The organism is Cupriavidus sp. SK-3 (genome assembly GCF_000611145.1).
In the GTDB taxonomy this organism is placed as follows: Bacteria; Pseudomonadota; Gammaproteobacteria; order Burkholderiales; family Burkholderiaceae; genus Cupriavidus.
The window spans coordinates 13,229-37,186 of record NZ_JFJV02000162.1; the positions used below are offsets into that span (position 1 = coordinate 13,229).

Here is a 23,958-nt window from a genome sequence, read left to right on the forward strand (position 1 = left end):
GTGGCAAGGCAACCCCTCTCGGTATCGGACCAGCCGCCGCCGCGAAACACACGATACGCATCATCGACCTCCGGATCGTATTGATCGGCGAGTTCGCGGTATCGCGGACCATTTTCTGGAAGGACTGGAAGTCCTTGGCAGGAGGTTGCAATGCCGGACGGCATCAATCCATGATACGTTCTCCACCGGACATTGCGCGGCATATGCCGATGGCCATTAGCACTTGCCTGGCACGTCCAGCGAACACTTATCCGGCGCCTTGTCGGCCGGGCTGAATTTATTGCACTTCTCTATCCGGAAAATCATGAAACAAAAACGAAAAGGGCAAAGCCCGCTGAAGCGGCATATCGCTGCAGGTTCGATCGTATTCGCAACGCTAATGGCGGGATGCGCTGCCCAGCCACCCGTGAGCGCCGCACCTAACCCAGGCCCGCAAGGCAGCCGTGGCACGCCGGAGGGCTGCCAGGCTGACAAGCTTGCCGATGACGCGCTGATCGGCAAGAGCGAGGCCGATGCCGTCGCACTGCTCAAGGGCTGTGCCTGGCGATTTGGCGAACGCGACGGCCAGCATCTGCCCGGCACCATGGACTACAACCCCCAGCGCCGCACGCTGGACGTCAAGGACGGCAAGGTGACCGCGGTACGCCGGGGTTGACTTCCTCTCCGGGCTAAACCCCGGAGATTCCTTCTGTAAGCGCCTGAAGTCCCAGGCGGGCAATATTCCGGGCGGCGTTTGTGTCGCGGTCGTGTACCGCTCCGCAATCGCTGCACTTCCACTGCCTTATTCCAAGTCCGGCCCTACCTTTCGGACTGCTGGGCGGGATAACGCCACAGCACGAGCACGTTTGGGTTGAAAACGCTTCGTTGACCTCTGCGAACACCACGCACTGCCTGATGGCCTTGTACTTGAGTTGTGTCCGGAACGTCGTCCACGAGGCATCGAGCACGGACTTCGCCATGTTCGTTTTTGCCAGCGCCTTCGCGTTCACGTTGCCGACGAAGATTGCTGCATGTCTTTTGACAAGCGCCGACGTTTCCTTGTGGATGGCGTCCTTGCGCTGATTCGCGATTTTGGCGTGGATAGCCTTCACGCGCTTCTTCTTGCGAGCACGTTGCGCAATACCCAGCGCCGCTTCCGAATCGCGATACCACTGCTTCGGCTCGAATTTTTCGCCACTGCAATACGTCGCGAGCGACTTCAGGCCAAGGTCGATGCCGAGCACCGACGCACCATCCGGCACGCGCTTTTCTTCGATCTGTACCTTGACGGCCACGTTGAGATACCAACGCCCGCGCGAGTCCTCGTTGAAACTGCCCGCCTTCAATTCGTATTTCGACAGGCCATATGAGTCCCACAGCCCGATATTGATGCCGTTGAAGCGGACCTGGCCGTTCTTGTACGTCAGCGCACGGGCCTTGAACGGCACCCATCCCAGCGAGTATTTTGGGGACTTGCGGTCGCTCACGCGCCAATTGAGACGCTGCCGTTTGAACTGCTTGAGCCGTGTCGCGAATTCTTCGCACACCTGCTGCTGCGTTGCCGACCCGATGGAGACGCCTTCGCACTTGCTGAAGCCGTTGGTCAGTTTTTGCAGGTCGAAGCCGGATAACCAGACCTTCGGGCGATTGCAGTACCGCTTGAGGCTGCGGAACTGGGTCTCGTTGCAGAAATTCCAGACCTGATTAACGTCGCGAGCCATCGCAAGCATCGCCTTCGCGTGCTTGTCCTTGATTCGCAGTTTCAGTGTCCTGGTGGCTTCCATTCCTGGATAGTACACTTGGTCTTAGAAAATACTCAAGAGGGAAAATATGGGGCGGCCACGCAAGACAGATAGCGATTTACGGCACGGTCGGCATTGCGTCTTTGCGCTGCATGTTCACTTGGTATTCGTTACAAAATATCGGCGCAACGTGTTCAAGAAAGAGCACCTGGACGCCATGCAGTTGATACTGGCAAACGTCTGCCGGGACTTCGAAGCCGAGTTGGTGGAATTCAACGGCGAGTACGACCACGTACACCTGTTGGTCAACTACCCGCCGAAGGTGGCGTTGTCGAATCTCGTCGCGTCGCTGAAAGGCGTGTCATCGCGTATGCTCCGACAGCAGTTTGGAGACTTTCATCCGTGGCTGAAGCGGCGGGGCGTGTTGTGGTCCCCGTCCTACTTCGCGTCATCGTGCGGTGGTGCGCCGATAGATATCCTTCGGCAATACATCGAGGAACAGCAAGCGCCCCATTAGGACGCCTGCGGCGTCCGTGCTCTCGACCCCGGACTAAACTCCAGGGCTTCCCGCACATCTGGTGATCGGCCCGTAAGGCGGACGCAGCATGCCGTCGCTTCGTGGCCCACGCTCTACGAGCGTTTCGGCTTTGCGCTGCACAGTTGCGTGCGGAAAGGCGCAGGGTCCGTGGCCCGTTACGAACTGGCGGTCACGGACTGAACTGGCTGCCGTCCGTCAGCGTCGGCAGCAGTCATCCGGACCCTATCTTCCCGGCATCCGCTTCCCGGTCATTCGCGTCCCGCGAGCTCGATGTGGTAGACCAGGCGCTGGATGAAGGTCTGCTGGCCGGGGCCCAGGGAGACAAAGGTGCAGCCAATGTGATGCATGGCGCGCTGGTCGCTCCACACCAGACCATGCCCGACCACCTGCAGGTCGAACTCCAGTTCGCCCTGGTTGCGAAAGTCCAGCCTGCATTTCGGCAAGATCGTGCCTGTCGGAAATGGGTCGGTATTGGCGATACTGGTGCGAAGGCCGACACCGGAGAGCGAAAGGTCGGCAATGTCTAGCTTCAGGACCTCGTCATCGGGCGTGCGCAGCTCGCAACGATAGCCCATGGCGGCGTCCGGGCGTGCGCGGGGGTGGCGGCGGCGTTCAAAGTGGTAGAGCTGGGCCGGGAAGGCCGCGGCGCAGGCCATGCCGCCCTGATACCTGATGGGGTAGGGTCTATTGATGACGAAGCGGATCTTGACATCGCGCAGCACCGCGGAGACGGCAATCTCGTCCGATGTCAGCAGCAAATCCCGCTCCGCTTCCGTGCGGCATCCGTCGAAGATGAAGGTACAGCCTACGGGGTCAACCTTCAGCAATGTGGTGGCAATCCTGTAGCCGTCGCGCGTGCGCAGCCTGACAACGCACTTCAGCCAGGCAAGATCGAGCAGCACGGCACTGATCTGTATGGGCAGGGTGAGCCGGTGGCGGGCATCGGGCGGGAAACCGTCTGGCGCTTGCGTGCTAGCGGTCTGGCGCTTGGCATTGGCGGGTTCGAGGCTCACGGATTCCTTCGGCAAATTGGGAATCGAGGAGGGCTGCGTCTCGATTCCAGCGGCGCTATGTTCAGATGGGCGGGCGGTCCGGCGGAGGAGCAGGGCGTTTCCCGATGAGGAATAACGGCAGGAAGTGGCGAGACTTTAGCCCATTCACTTATACGGAAGTCAAGGTTCTTCCCGCAGTGCCTGAATAGCGGGGGCGCCGTCCATGGTTCGCTGCATGCCGATCCGGATTGTCGTGGCGCCAGGTTCACCGTCGCTGTTGCGCCCAGGAAATCCACCCAGGCAAGCCCATGTGCGATAGCTGCAGCGCTTCGACCCCGCATCCGGCCTTCAGGGCATGGGGTTCGCCAGGCCAGCAGATCCTGTGACACGGAATTACCCCATGCGGTGCTGACGCGGAGCCGCAGGCGCGGTCTGCAGCCATGCGAAAGAACCGCGCAAGTTCGGGAAAAGTCTCCCCCAATTTGAAGAAATTTCCTATACACGCCGCACTTCGCAGCGCGAACACTCCAGGTTTGGTTGCAAGTCACTCTCAGTTGCGGGAGCGGACAGGCGCAACTTCTCCGGCCTGCCACAGGCGGTACTGGATGTCCTCGGCAGGGGACCTGGGCCAGTACAGGGAAGAACAAACATGGAGCAGGGGAAGTTCTGGTCATCGGTAATGCGCTCATGCGGCCTGGCTTGCGGCCTGATGGTGTTTCCGGTCGCCTCGCAGGGGCAGGCACCCGGAAGCGCGGCGCAGGAATGGCTGCGCCAGCAGGAGCGCGAACGCGCCTTGCGCGAGCAGCAGGAAACCACGCCGGATGTGCGAATACCGATGCCGGCCATGCCGGCGCCCGATCTGTTGCCGAAGGAAGAGGGACCGTGCTTCGCGATCCACGAGATCCGGCTGACGGGCGAGGATGCCGGCAAATTCCTGTGGGCGCTGAAGGCGGCTGACCCTGCCGCCGATCCCGCCACCGGCCGTTGCCTGGGCACCGCAGGCATCAACGTGGTGATGAAGCGCATCCAGAACGCCATCGTCGCGCGCGGCTTTGTGACCACGCGCGTGCTGGCGGCCCCGCAGGACCTGAGCAGCGGCGTCCTGACGCTCTCCGTAGTGCCGGGCCGGGTACGGGCGGTCCGCTTCGCTGTTGAGACCTCCTCGCGTGCCACCGCCTGGAACGCCGTACCGATCCGCCGTGGCGATCTGCTCAACCTGCGCGATATCGAACAGGCGCTGGAGAACTTCAAGCGCGTCCCCACCGTGGAGGCCGACATCCGGATCGTGCCGGCGGAAGGTGAGGGCGCACGGCCGGGTGAAAGCGACCTGGTCATCGCCTGGTCGCAGCGCCGGCCCGTGCGGCTGAACGTGGCGCTGGACGATTCCGGCAGCCGGGCGACGGGCAAGTACCAGGCGAGCGCCACGCTCTCGCTGGACGATACCTTGATGCTGAACGATCTGTTCTACGCTAACTTCAACCACGACGTATTCAGCTCCGGCGGCAAGGGCACGCAGGGCTACACCGTCCATTACAGCGTCCCGCTTGGCTACTGGCAGCTGGGCGCCACCGCCGCCGGCTACGAATATCGCCAGACCGTGGCCGGCTACTCCCAGAACTATGTCTACCGCGGCACCAGCGAAAACGCCGAAGTCCGCTTGTCGCGCCTGCTGTACCGCGATGCGACGCGCAAGACCGGCGCCTACGTCCGCGGCTGGCTGCGCCAGTCCGACAACTACATCGACGACACCGAGATCGAAGTGCAGCGCCGCCGCACCGGCGGCTGGGAACTGGGGCTGACGCATCGGGAGTACCTCGGCACGTCCACCCTCGATGCCACGCTCGCCTACCGGCGCGGCACTGGCGCTTTCGGAGCGATGGCGGCGCCGGAGGAAGCCTTCGGTGAAGGCACCTCGCGCATGCAGGTCATCACCGCCGACGCCCAGTTCGCCGTGCCATTCCGGATCGCCAACCAATCCCTGCGCTACACCGCCAACTGGCGGGCGCAATGGAACCGCACGCCGCTGGTGCCGCAGGATCGCTTCGCCATTGGCGGGCGCTATACCGTGCGCGGCTTTGACGGCGAACTCACGCTCATGGGCGAGCGTGGGTGGCTATGGCGCAACGACCTGGGGCTGGCCGTGGGCGCCGGGCAGGAAGTGTACGTTGCCGTCGATGTGGGGCACGTCGGCGGCCCCGCCACTCGCTGGCAACCGGGCCGCACCCTGGCGGGTTCGGCCATCGGCTTGCGCGGCCGCATGCATGGCGGCTACTGGGACGTCTTCGTCGGCACGCCGCTGTGCAAGCCCCAAGGGTTTCAGACCGACTCCGTCATCGCCGGCTTCAACGTGAGCTGGTCTTACTGATGTCGACAGGGCGCGTGCGCCCGCATTCGTATTCTCGAAAATTGGGAGTGCCCGCATGAACAAGAACTGCTACCGCATCATCTTCAACCGTGCCCGCGGCCTGCTTCAGGCCGTCGCCGAGATCGCCCGAGGCCACAGCGCTGGCGGGGGCCGGGGCGTAGCGGCCCGCAGACCTTGCGTCGTGACAGTGCGGCCATTGACTTTCGCCTTGTGGATCATCATGGGGCATGTCGCACCGGGCGGCGCGGCGCTTGCGCAGGTGGTGGCCGATCCCGGTGCGCCGGGCAGCCAGCGTCCGACTGTGCTGCAAGCGCCGAATGGCACCCCCCTGGTCAACATCCAGACCCCAAGTGCAGCCGGTGTTTCGCGCAACACCTACCAGCAATTCGACGTGGGCCGGCAAGGGGCGATTCTCAACAACTCCCGCGGGAACACGCAAACGCAACTGGGCGGCTGGGTGCAGGGTAATCCCTGGCTGGGCAAGGGGACTGCCAAGGTCATTCTCAACGAAATCAATTCGAGCAATCCCAGCCGGCTTAACGGCTATGTCGAAATCGCCGGTAGCCGGGCGCAACTGGTCATCGCCAACCCGGCCGGGATTTCCTGCGACGGCTGCGGCTTCATCAACGCCAACCGGCTGACCCTGACCACCGGTACGCCGGTCGTCAACGGCGGCTCTCTGGAGGGCTATCGCGTCGAAGGCGGCGCGCTTCAGGTCCAAGGCAAGGGCCTGGACGCCAGCGCTACCGATTACACCGACGTGATCGCCCGCTCGATGGAGGTCAACGCCGGTATCTGGGCCAGGCAACTGCAAGTCACCACGGGCGTCAACGACGTCAGCGCCGATCACACCCAGGTGGCAGCCAAGGCCGCTGGCGGCAGGGCCCCGGCCTTTGCCGTGGACGTGAGCAGCCTGGGCGGCATGTATAGCCAGAAAATCGTTTTATTGGGCACGGAGCATGGCGTCGGGGTTCGCAACGCCGGGAACCTGGGCGCCCAGGCGGGCGAACTGGTCGTGACCGCCGATGGCCGCCTGGAGAATGGCGGTGCCATGCAGGCGCGGACCGATACCCGGGTGAACGCCAGCGGCGGCGTCGCCAATGCCGGCACCCTCAGCGCCGGGCGCGAGTTGGTGGTGAGCACCCCGCAGGATGTGGACAACAGTGGCGGCACCCTCAACGGCCGCCGCGTAGAGGTCAATGCGCAATCGCTCGCCAACCGTGGCGGTGCGATCGAGCAGACCGGCAGACAGAACCTGGCCTTGCGCGCAACGGTCGCCACCAACCGCCATGGCGGGCGCATTGGCCTGGTCGAAGCCAGCAGCGGTGGTGGCCCGGGCAGCCCGGGTAACGGCGGCACCCCGGGAAACGGTAGCGAAGGCGGCAGCACAGGCACCGGAGGCATTGGGGACGTCGGTGCCGGCACCGTGCCCGCGCCGCAGCCTCCGGACCGCCTGGCCGACGGTGCACTCAGCATTGCCAGGATCCTCGACAACGATGGCGGCCGCATCTTTGCCGGCGGTGCGATCAACCTCGACGCCAGCGGGGGGCTGAATAACCACGGCGGCCATCTGGGCGTGCGCCAGCTCAGCGTCAGCGGGGGAGACCTGGCCAACCGCAGCGGCGAACTGCAAGTCTCGGGCACCGCCAGCATCCATGCCGGCCAGGTCGACAACGACGATGGCCGCCTGCAACTGGGCGGCCCGCTGACCTTCACGGCCGGCAACCTCTCCAACCGCGCGGGCATCTTCCACCACAGCGGCACGGATGCCACCCATCTGCAGGTGGCCGATACGCTCGACAACAGCGATGGCACCCTGGCGAGCAATGCCGCGCAGCTGAGCCTGTCGGCAGGCCAACTCGTCAACCAGCGAGGGAAGGTCAACCATGCCGGCGACACCGGCTTGAAGATGCAGGCCGGCACGCTCAGCGGCAAGGACGGCCAGATCGCCACGGCGGGCGCGGCGGCCCTCGAACTCGGCTGCGCCGATCACCGCAACGCCACCCTGAGCGCGGCCCGGATCGACCTCGCCGCAGCGTCGTTCGACAGCCGCGGCGGCAAGATCGTCGCCAGTGGCGAGCACGGCAACCGGCTCCACGTGGCCGGCTCGCTCGACAACAGCCAAGGCACGATCGCTACCAATGGCGACCTGAACATCCGCGCCGGCACGTTCGGCAACACGGACGGTACCGTGCAACACGCCGGCAACGGCCGCCTGGATATCGCAGCCGACACACTCAACGGTGCCGGCGGAACGCTCGCCAGCAATGGCGCCCTCACCCTTGGCGGCGAAATCACTGACCTGCGCGGCGGCACCACCCTGGCCCGCAAGATCGACATCGACACCGGCAAGCTGACCACCGCGGCGGGCAGCCTGAGCGCCAGCGGCACCGACGCACTCGCCGTGAAGGTGCGCGGGGCGCTGGACAATCACGGCGGCACCATCGCCGGCAACGGCGCCCTCGACCTGAAGGCGAAATCCCTGGGCAACCGCGGCGGCAAGATCCAGGCAGCCGGCGCTGCCGACACGCACATTGCCGTAGCCGAAACGCTGGACAACACCGGCGGCACCCTGGCAGCGGCGGGGGACACCGCCATCCAGGCCGGAACGCTGCGCAACCAGGGTGGCACGCTGCAAGCGGCCGGAGAGGCCGGGCTGGATGTCCGGGTCAACGGCCACCTCGACAACCGCGACAGCGGCGTCATTGCCAGCGGCGGCGCGGGCCAGATCACGGCAGGTTCCCTCGACAACCGCGACGGCATCCTCAACGCCCATGGCACCCTGAACGTCAGTACCAGCGAAGGGCTGGACAACCGCGCCGGCAGGCTCGTCAGCCATGGCGGCCTGGGCCTGACCGCCGGCAGCCTGGACAACCGCGATGGCGGCCTCGTCGCCTCCACCAGAGGCGGGGTGACTGTGGACTCCCGTGGCCGTACCGATAACGCCGGCGGCACGCTTCAGGCCGCCGGCGACCTGAAGCTGGACAGCACCGGGCTCGGCAACGCTGCCGGCACCGTCCTTGGCGCCAACGTGGACATCGACACCCGCCAGGCGGCGCTGGACAACGCCCACGGCACCCTCGCCAGCACGGCGGGCAGGCTCGACATCCGCAGCGGCGTACTCGACAACACCGCTGGCCTGCTGCAATCGGCTGGCGGCATGGGCCTGGACACCCATGGCCAGGCGCTGGTCAACACCCAGTCGGGGGCGAACGGCGGCATCCTCAGCGGAGGCACCCTCGCTTTGGACAGCGGCGACCTCGACAATCGCGCTGGCGTGCTCCACAGCCAGGGCGACCTGGCCGCACAAGCCGGTACCCTCGACAACCGTGGCGGTGGCCAGTTCAGCGGCAACGCCGACATACGCCTGGACGGCGGCGCGCTGCAGAACCAGGGCGGCAAGGTGCAGGCCAACAAAAACCTGACCGTGACGCTGACCGGTACTGCCGACAACCGCAACGGCCTGATAGCGGCGGGCGACGATCTGGGCGTGAATGCCGGCGCCATCCTCAATCGCGACACCGAAAGCACCCAAAGCACCCAAAGCGCCGATCCCCAGGCGCCGCTGGGTTTGCAGGGCGGCACCGTGGCCCTGTCCGGCAACCGCATCGACAACACCGCCGGCACCATTGCCGCCGACGGTCACATCGGCATCACCGGCGCGGGCGCGGGCAACACCCTGGACAACACCCGTGGCAGCATCTCTTCGGCGGGCAGCATCACCGTGGCCGCCAACCGCATCGTCAACAGTGCCGGCACGCTGCTGTCCGGCACCCACCAATCCATCGAGGCCGAGGGCATGACCGGCGATGGCAGAGTGCTTTCCAAGGGCAGCCTGACCGTTGCCTTGCAGCAGGACTTCGACAATAGCGGCGAAATCACCGCCAACGGCCGCGCGCTCATCAGCACCGCTGGCCGCCTGACCAACCGCAGCACCTTGCAGGCCGGCGACCTGGAAGTCCGCGGCAGCCATGTGGACAACACCGCCAGCGGCCAGATCAGCGGCGGGCGCACCGTGGTGGCGGCCGGCGGCACCCTGGGCAACCGCGGCCTGATCGACGGCGGCCGGACCCGCATCGAAGCCGGCACCCTCGAAAACGTCGGCACCGGGCGCATCTACGGCGACCATGTCGGCATCCAGGCGGGGAGCGTGCTCAACCGCGAGGAGCACGCCAACGGCCAGATCAAGGCCGCCGCCATCGCCGCGCGCCAGCGCCTCGACATCGGCGCCGGCGTTGTCAACAACCGCGAACAGGCGCTGATCTTCAGCGCCGGTGGTGGCAGCGACGCCATGAACATCGGCGGGGCGCTCGACGCCGACGGGCACGCCACCGGCCGCGCTGGCCTGCTGCTCAACGACAGCGCCACCATCGAATCCCTCGGCGGCCTCACGATCGACGCCAGCCGCCTGCGCAATGGCAACCTGCACTTCGGCACCGAGGTGGTGCAGCTTGGCGGACCGATCACGGGCATGTACCTGCAGCCCAACGGTGACCCGAAAAAATACGACATCAACGAATTCGCCTGGGAGCGTTGGAGCAGAGCGGGCCTCTACCGCAACAAGCAGACCGGCGCCGAAGTGAAGGCCTGGACCCAGTACGACATCACCCGCACCGAGTACGAAACCCAGGTCACCCAAAGCGCGCCGGCGCTGATCCGCTCCGGCGGCAACATGACGCTGCGCGGCGACGAACTGATCAATGATAGAAGCCACATCTTCGCCGGCGGCGCCCTGCAGGGCGACCTGCACAACCTGAAGAACGAACAGGTGTTCGGCGAGCACGTCCAGCGCGAGCAAGGCACCAGCCAGTACACCTACAGCCGCTGGCGCGGCGGCCTCAAGTGGTATCACGAGCGCAAGTGGGACGGCAGGATCGCCTACGCCCCCGCCGACACGATCCAGACCATCCCCCTGAACGTGTCCAAGACCCAGCAATACACCGCCAGCAATGGCAGTGGCTACAGCGTCGGCGGGCGCAATACCGGCGGCGTGGGTGGCACCATCGCCGGCGGCAGCGGCACTTCCGGCGGCGCCAGCTCGCGCGAGATCATTGAAGTGGCTGCCGCGGTGGGAAGCGTCAGCGGCCCAGGCGCCAGCACGAGCGGCAACGTCGGTGCCGCCAGTGGCAACGACCCCGCCGTGATCCGCATCGTGGGCGTCGACACCCAGGTCCCCACCAACAGCCTGTTCCGCGTCCAGCCGGACAGCGGCAGCTACCTGATCGAAACCGACCCGCGCTTTGCAAACTACCGCAACTGGCTCAGCTCCGACTACCTGCTGTCGCAGCTGGGCTACGACCCGGCGCTCATGCAAAAGCGCCTGGGCGATGGCTTCTACGAACAGGGCCTGGTGCGCGACCAGATCGGGCAGCTCACTGGCCGCCGCTTCCTCCAGGGCTACGGCAGCGACGAAGCGCAGTACCGCGCGCTGCTGGAAGCCGGCGGCACCTATGCCAAGGCCTGGAGCCTGCGCCCCGGCGTGGCGCTGAGCCCCGAACAGATGGCCCAGCTCACCAGCGACATGGTCTGGCTGGTCGAGCAGGACGTGACCCTGGCCGATGGTTCCCGCACCCGTGCCCTGGTGCCGCAGGTCTACGTGCGTGTCAAGCCGGGCGATCTCAACCGCAATGGCACGCTGATCGCCGCCAACAGCATCGACCTCGACCTCAAGGGCGACCTGGTCAACTCCGGCACCATCGCCGGGCGCACTGCCGTCAAGCTCACCGGCGAGAACCTGCGCAACCTTGGCGGGCGTATCACCGGCGATGTCGTAGACCTCAAGGCCCGCAACGATCTGGACAATATCGGCGGTACGCTGGATGCGGGCAAGGCGCTGTCCGTGACAGCCGGACGCGACCTCAATGTGGTCACCACCACGCACAGCGACGCCAAGCGGGCGGGCCTGAGCGACTTCAGCCGCACCAACATCGACCGCGCCGCTGGCCTGTACGTCAGTAACCCCGGCGGCACCCTGGTGGCCATGGCGGGGCGCGACGCCAACCTGATGGCCGCGCAAATCATCAATGCCGGCAAGGACGGCAAGACCGCCATCGTGGCCGGGCGCGACCTCAACCTCGGCACCGTGCAGGTCGCCGAGCAGGAAAACAACGTCCGCAACGCCAGCAACTACCTCAAACAGGGCCATGTGCAGGACGTTGGCACCACCGTGCGTACCGAAGGCGACGTTCGCCTGCAGGCCGGCGGCGATCTCAACGCCCGCGCCGCCAACGTCACCAGCGACAAAGGCGCTTTGGTGGCCGTGGCCCAGGGCGACGTCAACATCGTCGCCGGCGAGGCCGGCAGCAACTGGAGCGAAGGCCGCAAGCACAAGAGCAGCGGCCTGCTCGGCTCCACCACCAAAACCAGCCGCAACAGCGTGGAGGAAACCAACGCCGTAGCCAGTACCTTCAGCGGCAACACCGTGGCTGTGCAGGGGCAGAACGTTACGGTCACCGGCAGCAACGTGGTGTCCAATGCGCGCACGGTCGTCGCCGCGAAGAACGACCTCACCATTGAGGCGGCCACCGAGACCCGCAGCGAAAGCCACTTCAAGCGCACTGACAAGAGCGGTGTGTTTAGCGGCGGCGGGGTGGGTATAACCATGGGCAGCCAGATGCAGAGCGTCGACCAACGTATCGTTAGCACCAGCGCTGCGGCCTCCACCGTGGGCGCCACCGGCGGCAACGTCACCCTGGTGGCCGGCAACCACTACCAGCAGACCGGCAGCCACGTGCTGGCGCCTCAGGGCGATATCGGCATCCTCGCCAAATCGGTTGATATCAACGCCGCCATCAACACCATGAGCGCTACGCAAGACAGCAAATTCAGGCAAAGCGGCGTGACCGTGGCGCTCACCAATCCGGTGATCTCGGCGGTGCAGACTGCGCAGCAGATGAGCCGGGCGTCTAACCAAACCAGCGATGGCCGGATGCAGGTGCTGGCCGGGGCAGTCACGGCCTTGTCTACCTATAACGCGGCCTCCGCCGTTTCGCAAAACCCGGGCGCGGCCGGCGGCGTCAATGTCAGCGTCAATCTGGGCAGCAGCAAGAGCCAAAGCCATAGCGAACAAAGCGGCACGACCGCCCAAGGCAGCACCGTGGCGGCGGGAGGCAATCTCAACATCGTCGCAGCGGGCGGCGGCAAAGACAGCAACATGAATATCATCGGCTCCAATATCAGCGCCGGCAACAACGTCAGGCTGATTGCCGACAACAACGTCAATTTACAAGCGGCGCAAAGCACTTATGAGCAATACAGCAGCAATAGTTCCAGTAGCGGCTCCATCGGTATTGGCTTTGGCACCAGTGGCTTGACCGTCAATGCCAGCGCTAGCCAAGGGCGCGGCAACGCCGATGGATCGGACGTCAGCTATACCAATTCCCATATCAATGCCGGCAATCAACTGGTCATCGCCTCCGGCGGCGACACCAATCTGAGGGGGGCGATCGCCAGCGGCCAACAATTCATCGCCGCTGTCGGTGGCAATCTCAATATCGAAAGTCTGCAAGACACGAGCACCTACGTTTCCAAACAGCGAAACGTCGGCATCGGCGTGACCATCCCGATCGGTGCAGGTGCGGGCGGCGTCAGCCTCAGCGCCAGCAAGAGCAAGATCGACAGCAACTACCAAAGCGTGACCGAGCAATCCGGCGTCAAGGCGGGTGATGGCGGTTTTGATGTCTACGTCAAGGGCAATACCGATCTCAAGGGCGGCATCATCGCCAGCACCGGCAAGGCTGTCGATGATGCGAAGAACAGATTCGTCAGCGGCTCTCTAACGCAAAGCGATATCCAGAATCAAGCGCGTTACAGCGCCAATTCCATCAGTGTCACCGGTGGTGTGGGTACCCAAGCGGCCGGCAATCAAGGCACTGGCGTAGGTTTTGGCACAGACAGCGGCAACGCCAGCAGCACCAGCCAGAGCGGCATCAGCGGTATTGCGGGTAATACCGCTGTCAGAGCCGGCGACAAGGAAGCCGGCATAGCTAAGATCTTCGATCAGGATAAAGTGCAAAAGGATATCGATGCACAAACACAGATTACGTTGGCATTCAGCCAGCAAGCACCGAAGGCCATAGGGACATTTGCAGACCAGAAGGCCAAGGAATTACGGGCGCAAGGCAATGAGGAAGAAGCTAAACAATGGGATGAAGGTGGCACGTGGCGTGTCACTCTGCACAGCGCCGCCGGGGCTTTGAGCGGGGGTATTGCGGGCGCCTTGGGGGCAGGCGCCACTGCCGGTGCGGCGCCGCTGCTGACGGACTTGCAAAACAATGTCCGTGACGGCTTGATCAACGCCGGTGTCGACCAGGCCACAGCCAATCTGACATCGCAGGCCATTGCGCTAGGGACGGCGGCAGGCATGGGGGCGTTGGTGAGCGGTGGCAGTATCGCTGGCGCGGGGATGGGATTGGCAGTTGACGCTAATAATAGAATGCCTCATCAATCGGAATATGACTTCGCCAAAAAGAATGCGAAGATCATCGCGGATGCTCTCTCAAAAAAAGAAGGACGAACGGTGACGGTCGAAGAAGCCGAAGGTCGAATTATTGCCGAAATGCAGCGTAATTCGGATAAGCAAACGGCCGACTCCGCCGGAGGTAAGCGCGACTATGAAATACGCAGCTTCATCGGGTGCCAGAACCTGAACTGCAGCGGTTACAAGAACGATCCGCGCTATGCGGATCACGATTACAACAGCGAACTTGTTGCAGCGAATCAGGCGGCGTATGACGCCGGACAGGGCCAGCTTGGAAGCGGACGGACTTATAACGATCTGGTGACCAGCAATATCAAGAAAGATCCTGTGGGAGCTACATTGGCGGGTGCGGGGATGATTGGGTTGGGGGTAGTAACGGCTGGCGGCATTCCATCGTTTTTTGGTATGGCTACAGGCGGAACTATTGGGGCCTCCGTTAATGCTGGAGCTCAATACGTTCTCAATGATGGAAAAATAAGTTTAGTGAATATTGGTATGGCAGGTGCAACTGGTGCATTGACATTTGGTGCAAGCCTATTGCCTAACCTCCTGGTAAATACAGGAGGTGCGCTCGCGGGATCCTCAATCACAGGGCAAAATCCGAATTTTAGTATGGCGGGTGCGGTTGCCGGTACATTGGTGGGCTTTTATGCTGGCGGTAAGCTTGAGGGCGCGTTAAACAACAGCATGAATCCGTGGTATCGCCAGGTATGGCGGGATATAGGGTTTGGTATGTCTCAATATATTCCACCAAGTGCCTTACCATCCGTTGGCGGATCTACGGCTGGGGCAATCAGCTCGGAGGGGGCATCAGAAGCAGTTAATAGAATTTTGAATCGTAAGGCGTCAGCGAAAAAATAATAATGAGATTGCGCATAATGAAAGAATTGGTTAGATTTTTTTACTACTGTATATTTTTTTCTCTGATAATAATCGTGTCAGGGTTTTTCTGTGAATTTATTTTTTGGCCTTTCTTGGCATGGATTGCCGGTGCTGATGGTTATCATTTTCCATCAATTGAAAGATTGTATAAGTGGTTAAAGCTCATCGGTATCGTTACTTGGCCATGTGCAATTGCCATGTGGGTTTACGAAAAGGAATGAATTAGCTGACCAGCGAGCGCAGACGATTAGCAATTTGGTGGTGGCTGGTACGATCGCTGCCCCGGTCGGTGCCGTTCTTGCCATTGGGGGACCAATTGCAACAACCGTTGGCGGGGCATTGGGATATTCGGCGATCGGTTTCTTTGCGGGCAGCGGTATGGTCGCAGCTGATAAGTACGCCCAGAGCGGTACTGTAGGGCCGGTGCAGTCGCTCTTTGCGGGAACCGCAGCGGCGGTTGCAACTCCTATGGCGGAGCCAATTATGAAATTAAAATTATTTACCGCCGTCTTTCAAATTTTTTTCTTGTGTGGATGTGGGGCTGGAGGATTTTGGATGACCGGAAATCCATCTGCTGGAATGAATATCAAGCCTCTCGTTGAATATTGGGAAGAAAATGTTTGGAATGCGGAAAAGAGAAATCGGGACTGGATGGAGTGTGGAGGAATGCGAGATGGAGGATACAGTAGCCCAAAATCGGGTGTTAGTGCTCAAGAGATGCGAGATGCAGCCGGTGAAAAATATATGGAAATACAGCGATGCATGCTTAGAAATGGCTATCGCTACACCGGATCTTGCGAAGGCTCGATACGCCAAGCGTATCCAGCATGCAAGGCTCAATAGTGCTGAGCTTGAGATTGCCGCCGGCAACAACGCTAAGCTGATTGCCGACAACAACGTCAATTTACAGTAACTGTGAAAGCCGTGAAGGATAGAGCTATGAAAAATATTCAAGTCATTGATGGTGCGAAAAACTGCGTATATGCCATTTTTATGGCGACGGAAGAGGAGTTTGCTCTCATATTTCATGACGGTGCCGACATTGTGTTTGTTGAAGAGGTGTATGCGAAAAGTGATGAGCAGTTGCTTGATGCAGCATTCAACAATATTTGGCAGTGCCGCATTAGGAAATGTGATGCTCAGGGTATTCATGGAATAATTTTTTACGAGCTTGCTGAGAAAATGGTCTACTACCCGACTAGAAAAGATGAAGAGGCTATGAATCCTAACGGTTCAAGGCTCAGGTAATGCGGTAAGCCTGGAAGAGCGGGCGTAGGACCGCGTGACAGTATCTCCCGTGCCTTCGGGATTGGTACCAACGACCTTTATGACATCTTTACTGTCGGGGACACATATCCCTACGCGTACCAGGATCTGATCTTGCCTGACGGCGGGCGAATCCACTTCGTGCGGACCGCCGCCGGGACCGGCTATAGTGACGCGGTCTATAGGCATACGGCGACGCCGACCGAGTACTACGGGGCAGTCATATCCTATGTGGGCGGCAAATGGAAACCGAAGCTGCGCGACGGCCGGATCATGTACTTTGCCGATTGCGAGGGGTGCTCCAGTCGTCCCGCCGCGCTGCGGGAATACTACGACCGGCTGGGCAACAAGCTGACCTTGACGCGTGATGTCGTGGCAACCTGACGCAAATCGCCAATTCGGACGGCCGCTACATCAACCTAACCTATGACAACGCGAATCGTGTCACTCGGGCGAACGACAACATCGGGCGCACCGTTGGCTATCAGTATGACAGTGGCGGCCGGCTCACGCAGGTGACCGATCCGGATTGCGGCGTTGAGCAGTACACCTACGATGCCGCGAACAACCTGCTCACCGTCAAGAAGCCCCATGGGCAGTTGATGGTGACCAATCAATATGATGCCAACAGCCGGGTTAGCCAGCAGACGCTGGCCGACGGCAGCGCCGGGCCTGGTCAACTACTTGCAGCGGCAACCCTCGTTGAGGCACACCGCATCACTGCGTATATCGGGAATGAACAGCGGGAAATTGACCGCGGGGAATGAAGCGCACGGGAGAAAACGCCTCGCTACCCATAACGCCTTCCCTCCCCCATAACCGCTTCACACCTTACTGCATCGTCTTCAGGTCGCCGATCCGGATCAGCATTTCGGTGAACATCTGCATATCCAGGTCGAGGTCGGAGACTTCCTTGTACTCCTTGGCATTGTGCGCGGTGTACTTCTTGCCGGGCATGGCCGGGCCGAAGTTGATGGCGTTCGGCATCAGCTTGGCCGTGGTGCTGCCGGCGGTGGGCACAGGTTTGGATTCGAGCCCCGTGGTATCGCCGAAGATATTGAGCAGGGTGGCCAGCCACGCGCCCTTGGGGTCGCGCGCCATCCAGTCGCCTTGCTCGTGGCTGATCGTCACCTTCTCGTGGTTGGCGTCGGCCCAGGCGTTGATCTTGTCGGCCACGGCCCTGGACAGCGCCTGCGGCGTGTTGCCGCGCGGCATGCGCACGTTGGCGGTGACTTCCAACTGGCCGTCCTTCTCCCGGACCAGGTTGGGCGACATCGTGAGCGGCCCCATGAAATCGTCCTTGTAGGCCACGCCCATTTTCTCGCCCAGGTAGCCGGTGCCGTACAGGTCGTTGAGGTACTTTGCCGCCCTGGCGTAGTGGTTGTCGGCCAGCGCGACCCCGGATTCCTGCAGGAACAGCGTCAGGCGGGGCAGGGGGTTCACGCCTTCCTCGGGGCGCGAGCCATGGGCGGAGGTACCGGTGACCTTGACCTCCACGCTGTCGGCGCCCTGGCTGATATCGATGGTGAACTTGCCCTGCGCCGCGTACTTTTCGATAAAGCCGGCGCGCGCCGCTTCAAGCCGCGCACGGGCCGCGCCGAGATCGCCGCCCTTGAGCTGCGCGCTGGCGGTTTGCGGCACGGCGTTGGCGGCCGCCGCGCCGCTCATGGCGACGATGGCGGTGGTCTTGCCATCGGTGGCCTGGACGGGGAAGAACACCTTCAGGCTGCCCGATCCCTTCTCGGCCACAACGGCGGGGTATTTGCTGTCGAGCACGATGTTGTACTCGGGCAGCGAGGTGTGCTCGCGGTAGTATTTCATGCCGTCGCCGCCGGTTTCCTCGGTGGTCTCGATCATCAGGCGGATGGTGCGGTCGAGCTTCAGGCCGCTCTCCTTCACGGTCTTCATCGCGTACAGCACCGTGGCGATCGAGCCTTTGTCATCGATGGTGCCGCGGCCATAGAGATAGTCGCCAACGCGCGTGACCTTGAACGGGTCGAGCCTGGTGCCGTCGTCCAGCACCCATTCGTCAGCCACCACGGGCACCACGTCGGCGTGGGTCAGCAAGCCGAATTCTTCCTTGCCCCGGCCCGGCAGCGTGACCTCGAACACGCGATTGTCCACGTTGCGGAAGGTCAGGCCGAAGTCCCTGGCCATGCCTTCCACCAGCTTGCCGAACGAGACGATGGCGGGGTTCTCGTGCTGGGGAACCTTGTCGTCGCGCACGGTGCGCAAGGCCACCATGCGCTCGATGGCGGAGATCACGGCCCGCTGGTTGTGGAGCCTGTTGTACACGCCGAGCAGGCGGCCGATATTGGTCAGGTCGTCGCCGCTCAGCACGGCCTGCTTGCGATACGCGGCGACACTGCCCGCCAGCTTGGGATTGGCCCTGACCGCTTCATCCAGGAAAGCGTTGAAATTCGCCGGCGGCTTTGCCTGCGCGGCCGCGACGAGGGTGTCTAGATCAGGCTTCTTGAGCGTTTCGGCGATGGCTGGCTGGCCCAGGGCCAGCGAGAGGAGGGCGAGCGAGGCGAGCAGCGTCGGGCGTTTCATGGGCAGGAATCCCAAAAACCGGAGATGTTCGCATGAGTCGGCCACTTTCGCACGCTTGATGACTTTTTGTTGGTACATTCAGTAACGCCAACGTCATATTCACGCTCTACTATCGGCGCACCGCGAACCCGTGCGCACCGAAATCCCCCGGTTCAACGGCTTTGCACAGACGAGAGGATCCCCACGCATGTCGTACCTTACCGATAGGGCCCGCGCGCCGCGCCGTGATGCCGAAGGCGTAGTCACTGTTCCGGGCCAGATGCTTGAAGACATCGTTGCCGCCAATCCGGCGCGCCGCACTGTGTTGCGCGGTGGCCTGAGCATGTCGCTGCTGTCCGTATTCGGCACGGGCGGCCTGCTTGCCGCCTGCGGCGGCGATGACGCGGCAGCAACGCCGTCCCCCGCTCCGGCACCCGCGCCGGCACCGGCACCGACGCCAGCGCAGCCGCTCGACTACAAGATCGGCTTTACCCCGGTGGCGGACAAGGTGACAGCGGACACCGTGACGTTGCCGGCCAACTACGCCTACGACGTCCTGTTCTCGGCCGGCGACCCGGTCGTCGCCGGTGCGCCGGGGTACAGCGGATCCTTCCAGACGTCGGCCGAGACCGAGTTGCAAGCCGGTGGCAACCACGACGGCATGCACTTCTTCCCGTTGCCGGGCGTCGACCCGCAGCAAGGCGGCTTGCTGGCGATCAACCACGAGACGCTCGACGCGGCCATCCTGTTCCCCGGCGGCACCTACAATGCCGCGACCGCAACGGCCGAACAGAAGAAGATCGCCCTGTCCTCGGTCGGCGTGTCGGTCATCGAAATCGCACTGTCCGGCGGCAAGTGGCAGGTCAGGAAGGGCTCAGCCTACAACAAGCGCTATACGGGCAACACGGTGTACAAGGTCAGCGGCCCCGCCGCAGGCGCCGTGGGCGGCACCGTGGTCGGCACGCTCAACAATTGCTCGAGCGGCCATACGCCCTGGGGTACTTACCTGACGTGCGAGGAGACCACCGACAACTACCTGGACCCGACCCAGCCGGAAATCGGCTACGGCTGGGTGGTGGAGATCGATCCGCTGAACCAGCTCGCCGCGCCGACCAAGCGCACCGCGATGGGCCGCTTCGACCACGAGAACACCGCGTTCATGACCGGCGCCGGCAATCGCGTCGCGTTCTACATGGGCGACGACAGCACGCCGGGCTGCATCTACAAGTTCGTCCCCACGAAACCCTTCGATCCGAACGACCGCAAGGCCAATTTCAACCTGCTCGACGAGGGCACGCTGTATGTCGCCAGGTTCAATGCCGACGGCGGCGGCCAATGGATCGAACTGACCCAGGGCAAGAACAACCTGCTGGCCGGCGCAACCGATCCGGGCAATACCACGCAAGGCCCGCAGACGCCGGTGGTGGTCAATTTCACCACGCAGGCCGATGTGCTGGTCAACACCAAGGCTGCCGCGCGCGTGGCCGGCGGCACGCTGATGGACCGGCCGGAGTGGATCACGGTAGGGCCGGATAAAACCCTGTTCTGCACGCTGACCAACAACGGCGGCCGCAAGGTGCCCGATGCGGCCAACCCCCGCATGAACAACTCGCATGGGCACATCATCCGATGGAAGGAAGCCGGCGATTCCCCGCTGGCCACGAGCTTCACCTGGGAGATCTTCCTGCTGGCGGGAGATCCCTCCATCGCCGCGTATAACCTGAAGGGCACGATCAACGGCAACACCTTCTCCAGCCCGGACGGCATCCGCGTGGATCCCAAGGGCCGCCTGTGGGTGCAGACCGACGCCGGCACCGGCGCGAGCACCACCAACATCTTCGGTGCCAACTCCATGCACTACGTCGACCAGGACACCCGCGAGTGCAAACGTTTCCTGGTTGGCCCGCACGGATGCGAGATCACCGGCATTGCGTACACGCCTGACCTGACCACGTTCTTTATCAACATCCAGCATCCCACCGACAAATGGCCGGACGCCGGCAAGCCTGCCAGGTCTTCGACCATCGTGGTCCGCCACAAGGACGGCAAGCCGATCGGCGCGTAGGGACGGCTGCGCAGATCCGTGCCGGCCTTGCCGGCACGCCGGGCCGCAGCCTGCAGGTTGCGGCTCTTTCGCTTCACGGTGCGACCTCGTTTTGCGATCTCACTTCCGTTCAATCACCACCTCCAGATACTCGCTGGGCAGCACCAGCGTCCCATCCCCCGAGCGGTTCCGGCTGCCGATCAACGCCAGCAGATCCTGCTCAAAGGCAGCCTGCTTTTCAGCGTCGAGCGCAGCGAACGCCTTGTTCATCGGTCCGTAGTAGGTACGGAAGATCTCAAGAAAATGCGCCGGCGAGTGGTAGCGGAAGGTGAACTGGCGGGTAGCCGTGTGGATCGCGCGCGCAGTCTCGCCGAAGAGGGTGTCGAGCGCCGCAGTCGTGCCCCACAACGCGGGCGATCTGACGCCCGGCGCGGGCGGAATGTACTTGCCGATCGTCTTGAACACCTGCCCGATAAAGCTCTCGGGCGTCCAGTTGGCCAGTCCGATCCTGCCGCGGGGTTTGCAGACGCGGGCAAGCTCGCTCGCGGCCTGTTCCTGGTTGGGGGTGAACATCACGCCAAAGGTGGACATCACCACGTCGAACGACGCGTCGGGAAACGGCAGGTTTTCGGCGTCCGCTTCCTGGAACTTGATCGTATGGCCTTCGGCCTGCGCGCGCACGCGGCCGGCTTCCAGCAGCGCGGGCACATAGTCGGTGGAGGTGACTTCGCACCAGCGGCGCGCGGCCGCCAGCGTGGCATTGCCGTTGCCGGCGGCGACGTCAAGCACGCGTGCGCCGGAGCGCAGGTCGAGCGCCTCGCACAGGTTCTCGCCGACGATCTGCAGCGTGGTGCCCACGACCGCGTAGTTGCCGGCGGACCAGGCCGCTTGCTGGCGGATCTTGACCGCGGAGAGATCGATGACGGGGGCGGGATTGGAAAGGACTGCGGACATGGCAGTTCTCCTTATGGTTTTGCGATTGGGATTCAGGGAGCCGGGGCTTGCCGTGCCGGGCGCGTTACTCCGTCATGCCGGCGCCGGAGCCGCCCATTTCAGGTGTTGTCGCGGATGGGCGTAGGTGTAGTATCTCCACGTTGCCTGTCTAGATGAATGCCCTGGCGTCCAGCGTTCTTGCGCGGGACGCCGGAATTGACGGACCCGATTGACGGACCCAATTGACGGACCCTGTTCATGGATGCCGTTTCCGACGTACTTCGCGTTGTCCGCCTGAGCGGCGCGGTCTATCTCAACGGCGAATTCACCGCGCCGTGGTGCGTGCTTGGCGAAGCGGATGCGGCGCTGTGCGAAGCCTTCCTGCCGCGCACCGAGCGTGTCGTGTCGTTCCACCTGGTCACTGAAGGGAGTTGCTGGGCACGGCTCGCGGACGATCCCATGTCGGCCATTCATCTCACTGCCGGCGAACTGCTGGTGGTGCCGCAAGGCGAGTCGCACATCATGGCCAGCGTCCTCGACATGTCCCCGGTGCAGGTGGGGCCTTTGCTGGCCGCGCAACTGGAGACGGCGCCACGCCAGGTGATCAGGCTGTCATACGGCGGCGGCGGCACCGGCACGCGTCTCGTGTGCGGATTCCTGGCTTGCAACGACCTCTTGAGCAATCCGCTGATTTCCGCGCTGCCGCGCATCTTCAAGGTCGATATGCGCAACGATCCACGCTCCGCCTGGCTGGACGCTTCGCTGCAGTTCGCGGCGGCCGAGGCGGCGGACTGGCGGGCCGGCAGCGAGCTCATCCTTGCCAGGTTGTCGGAACTGCTCTTTGTCGAAGCGGTGCGCCGCTGTATCGACGGATTGCCGGCGGACAAGAAGGGATGGCTTGCCGGCGTGCGCGACCGCTTCGTCGGACGGGCGTTATCGATGATGCACGCGCAACCCGCCCATGACTGGACCGTGGATGAGCTCGCGCGCAGCGCGGGGCTGTCACGCTCGGCGCTGGCGCAGCGTTTCACCGACCTGCTGGGACAACCGCCGATGCAGTATCTGGCGCACTGGCGCCTGCAGATCGCGGCGCAGGAACTCCTCACCGGGGGCAAATCGGTTGCCGCGGTGGCGGAGCACGTCGGCTATGAGTCGGAAGCGGCTTTCAACCGGGCGTTCAAGCGCGAATTCGGCCAGCCGCCGGCAGGCTGGCGACGGTGCCGCGGAAAGGGCGCGGCGCCAGTCCCCGCTGCCGAGCGCTCGGGACTGGCATAGCCGCAACGGCCCGGCGGTAGCCTCAGCCGCCCATTTCCTTCGGGAAATACGCTTCCTGGAACTGCTCCAGCACGCTGGTCATCTCCTGTACCGCCGCCTCCGCATCGCCCCGTTCGAAATGCGCCATGAAGCGGCGGCGCGAAGGGAAGATGTAGCTGGTGTCGTGCGGTCCGATCCGGATCACGAATTCCACCAGGACCTCGATCAAGCCGTTGATGAAGGCAATCATGATCGGGTTGTCGGTCATGCGCGCCAGGATGCGATGGAACTCGTGGTTAAGCGCGACCTTTGTCTCGAACTCCCCCGACTCGGCCGCCGCGACCGCGGCGTCGATATTCGCATTCAGGGCCGCGATGTCACTGGCCGTGGCGCGCTGGCAGGCTTCCCGGATCACAATGGATTCCACCCAGATACGCGCCTGCGTGAGGTGCCGCGGCGCGATGCCGCCCAGGCGGTAGAGGTCGAGCAGGCCGCTCACGATGGCGACCGACGCGCCATTGTTGCCTGTGATGAAGATGCCGCCGTGAGCCCCCTTCTTGAGTTGCACCAGGCCGGCCTGTTCCAGCGAGCGCACCGCTTCGCGCAAGGTGTTGCGCGAAACGCCCAGCTCCGCCGCCAGGGCGCGCTCCGCAGGCAGTTTCGCCCCGGGCAGCAGGCGGCCGGAAGTGATCTCCTGGCGAATCTGGCGCGCAATGTCGTCGGCCGCGCGCAGTACCTGGACAGGCTTGAACTGCGGGCCCGGTGCTTCGGCCAGGGTCGCGGGGCTTTGCGCGTCAATCTCGTTGGTCATATTCGATGGCGTCGGGAGGAAGTCCGCATTGTAGAAGGCCGGCGGCGCGAAACCCTTGCCGATCCCGTTCCGGGTTTTCCAGTATGTTCAATGCTATGGCGATTTGTAGAATGGTTCAACCAATAAATCAGAAAGAACCAG

General features: G+C 63.2%; 16 protein-coding genes and 1 pseudogene. 12 read left to right on the plus strand and 5 right to left on the minus strand.

From position 1 onward, the window contains the following. Window positions 1-304 precede the first annotated feature (304 nt). Window positions 305-655, plus strand: coding sequence for a hypothetical protein (locus CF70_RS16620; RefSeq protein ID WP_035866832.1), 351 nt, complete (start codon window positions 305-307; stop codon window positions 653-655). Window positions 656-668: 13 nt separating this feature from the next. On the opposite strand, the gene CF70_RS16625 is transcribed toward CF70_RS16620, so the two are convergent. Next, complete coding sequence (locus CF70_RS16625) at window positions 669-1,763, minus strand: RNA-guided endonuclease InsQ/TnpB family protein (RefSeq protein ID WP_035866835.1); 1,095 nt, start codon at window positions 1,761-1,763, stop codon at window positions 669-671. Window positions 1,764-1,809: 46 nt separating this feature from the next. Here CF70_RS16625 and tnpA point away from each other — a divergent pair, with 46 nt between their 5' ends. Beyond that, complete coding sequence (tnpA, locus tag CF70_RS16630) at window positions 1,810-2,238, plus strand: IS200/IS605 family transposase (protein ID WP_035866837.1); 429 nt, start codon at window positions 1,810-1,812, stop codon at window positions 2,236-2,238. Between the two features lie 269 nt (window positions 2,239-2,507). Here the strand turns inward: tnpA and CF70_RS16635 are convergent, their stop codons facing one another. Continuing rightward, the gene (locus CF70_RS16635) at window positions 2,508-3,272 is read right to left on the minus strand and encodes a flagellar brake protein (protein WP_035866902.1); all 765 of its coding nucleotides are present in this window, start codon (window positions 3,270-3,272) and stop codon (window positions 2,508-2,510) included. 628 nt (window positions 3,273-3,900) lie between these two features. Between CF70_RS16635 and CF70_RS16640 the strand changes: the two genes are divergently transcribed. From CF70_RS16640 to CF70_RS16665, 8 genes and pseudogenes are all read left to right on the plus strand, one after another. Continuing rightward, window positions 3,901-5,616, plus strand: a complete 1,716-nt coding sequence (locus tag CF70_RS16640) for a ShlB/FhaC/HecB family hemolysin secretion/activation protein (RefSeq protein ID WP_035866839.1) — start codon at window positions 3,901-3,903, stop codon at window positions 5,614-5,616. 55 nt (window positions 5,617-5,671) lie between these two features. Next, window positions 5,672-6,784: pseudogene (locus CF70_RS38975) on the plus strand (filamentous hemagglutinin N-terminal domain-containing protein); the annotation flags it as partial. A 258-nt stretch (window positions 6,785-7,042) separates the two neighbouring features. Next, the gene (locus CF70_RS36070) at window positions 7,043-14,956 is read left to right on the plus strand and encodes a hemagglutinin repeat-containing protein (protein WP_235185085.1); all 7,914 of its coding nucleotides are present in this window, start codon (window positions 7,043-7,045) and stop codon (window positions 14,954-14,956) included. A gap of 17 nt (window positions 14,957-14,973) precedes the next feature. Beyond that, window positions 14,974-15,198, plus strand: coding sequence for a hypothetical protein (locus tag CF70_RS36075; RefSeq protein WP_152561839.1), 225 nt, complete (start codon window positions 14,974-14,976; stop codon window positions 15,196-15,198). 40 nt (window positions 15,199-15,238) lie between these two features. Further along, window positions 15,239-15,820, plus strand: coding sequence for a hypothetical protein (locus tag CF70_RS37930; protein WP_235185086.1), 582 nt, complete (start codon window positions 15,239-15,241; stop codon window positions 15,818-15,820). A gap of 96 nt (window positions 15,821-15,916) precedes the next feature. Then, window positions 15,917-16,225 (plus strand): hypothetical protein, encoded by a 309-nt coding sequence (locus CF70_RS16655; protein WP_035866843.1) that lies wholly within the window; start codon window positions 15,917-15,919, stop codon window positions 16,223-16,225. 132 nt (window positions 16,226-16,357) lie between these two features. Next, window positions 16,358-16,627 (plus strand): hypothetical protein, encoded by a 270-nt coding sequence (locus CF70_RS16660; RefSeq protein ID WP_035866846.1) that lies wholly within the window; start codon window positions 16,358-16,360, stop codon window positions 16,625-16,627. Window positions 16,628-16,758: 131 nt separating this feature from the next. Continuing rightward, entirely contained in the window at window positions 16,759-17,010 is a 252-nt protein-coding gene (locus CF70_RS16665; protein ID WP_035866849.1) for an RHS repeat domain-containing protein, read from the plus strand. Window positions 17,011-17,074: 64 nt separating this feature from the next. On the opposite strand, the gene CF70_RS16670 is transcribed toward CF70_RS16665, so the two are convergent. Continuing rightward, complete coding sequence (locus CF70_RS16670; protein ID WP_035866906.1) at window positions 17,075-18,796, minus strand: dipeptidase; 1,722 nt, start codon at window positions 18,794-18,796, stop codon at window positions 17,075-17,077. A 187-nt stretch (window positions 18,797-18,983) separates the two neighbouring features. Between CF70_RS16670 and CF70_RS16675 the strand changes: the two genes are divergently transcribed. Then, window positions 18,984-20,840 carry a PhoX family protein gene (locus tag CF70_RS16675; protein ID WP_035866852.1) on the plus strand — a complete coding sequence of 619 codons (1,857 nt, stop codon included), beginning with the start codon at window positions 18,984-18,986 and terminating at the stop codon, window positions 20,838-20,840. 99 nt (window positions 20,841-20,939) lie between these two features. On the opposite strand, the gene CF70_RS16680 is transcribed toward CF70_RS16675, so the two are convergent. Then, on the minus strand, window positions 20,940-21,773 hold the full coding sequence (locus CF70_RS16680; RefSeq protein WP_035866854.1) for a class I SAM-dependent methyltransferase: 834 nt from the start codon (window positions 21,771-21,773) through the stop codon (window positions 20,940-20,942). 237 nt (window positions 21,774-22,010) lie between these two features. Here CF70_RS16680 and CF70_RS16685 point away from each other — a divergent pair, with 237 nt between their 5' ends. Then, window positions 22,011-23,027: an AraC family transcriptional regulator gene (locus CF70_RS16685; RefSeq protein ID WP_035866857.1), complete on the plus strand. Its 1,017-nt coding sequence runs from the start codon at window positions 22,011-22,013 to the stop codon at window positions 23,025-23,027. Window positions 23,028-23,049: 22 nt separating this feature from the next. On the opposite strand, the gene CF70_RS16690 is transcribed toward CF70_RS16685, so the two are convergent. Continuing rightward, entirely contained in the window at window positions 23,050-23,817 is a 768-nt protein-coding gene (locus tag CF70_RS16690) for a FadR/GntR family transcriptional regulator (protein WP_035866859.1), read from the minus strand. Window positions 23,818-23,958: the final 141 nt, after the last annotated feature.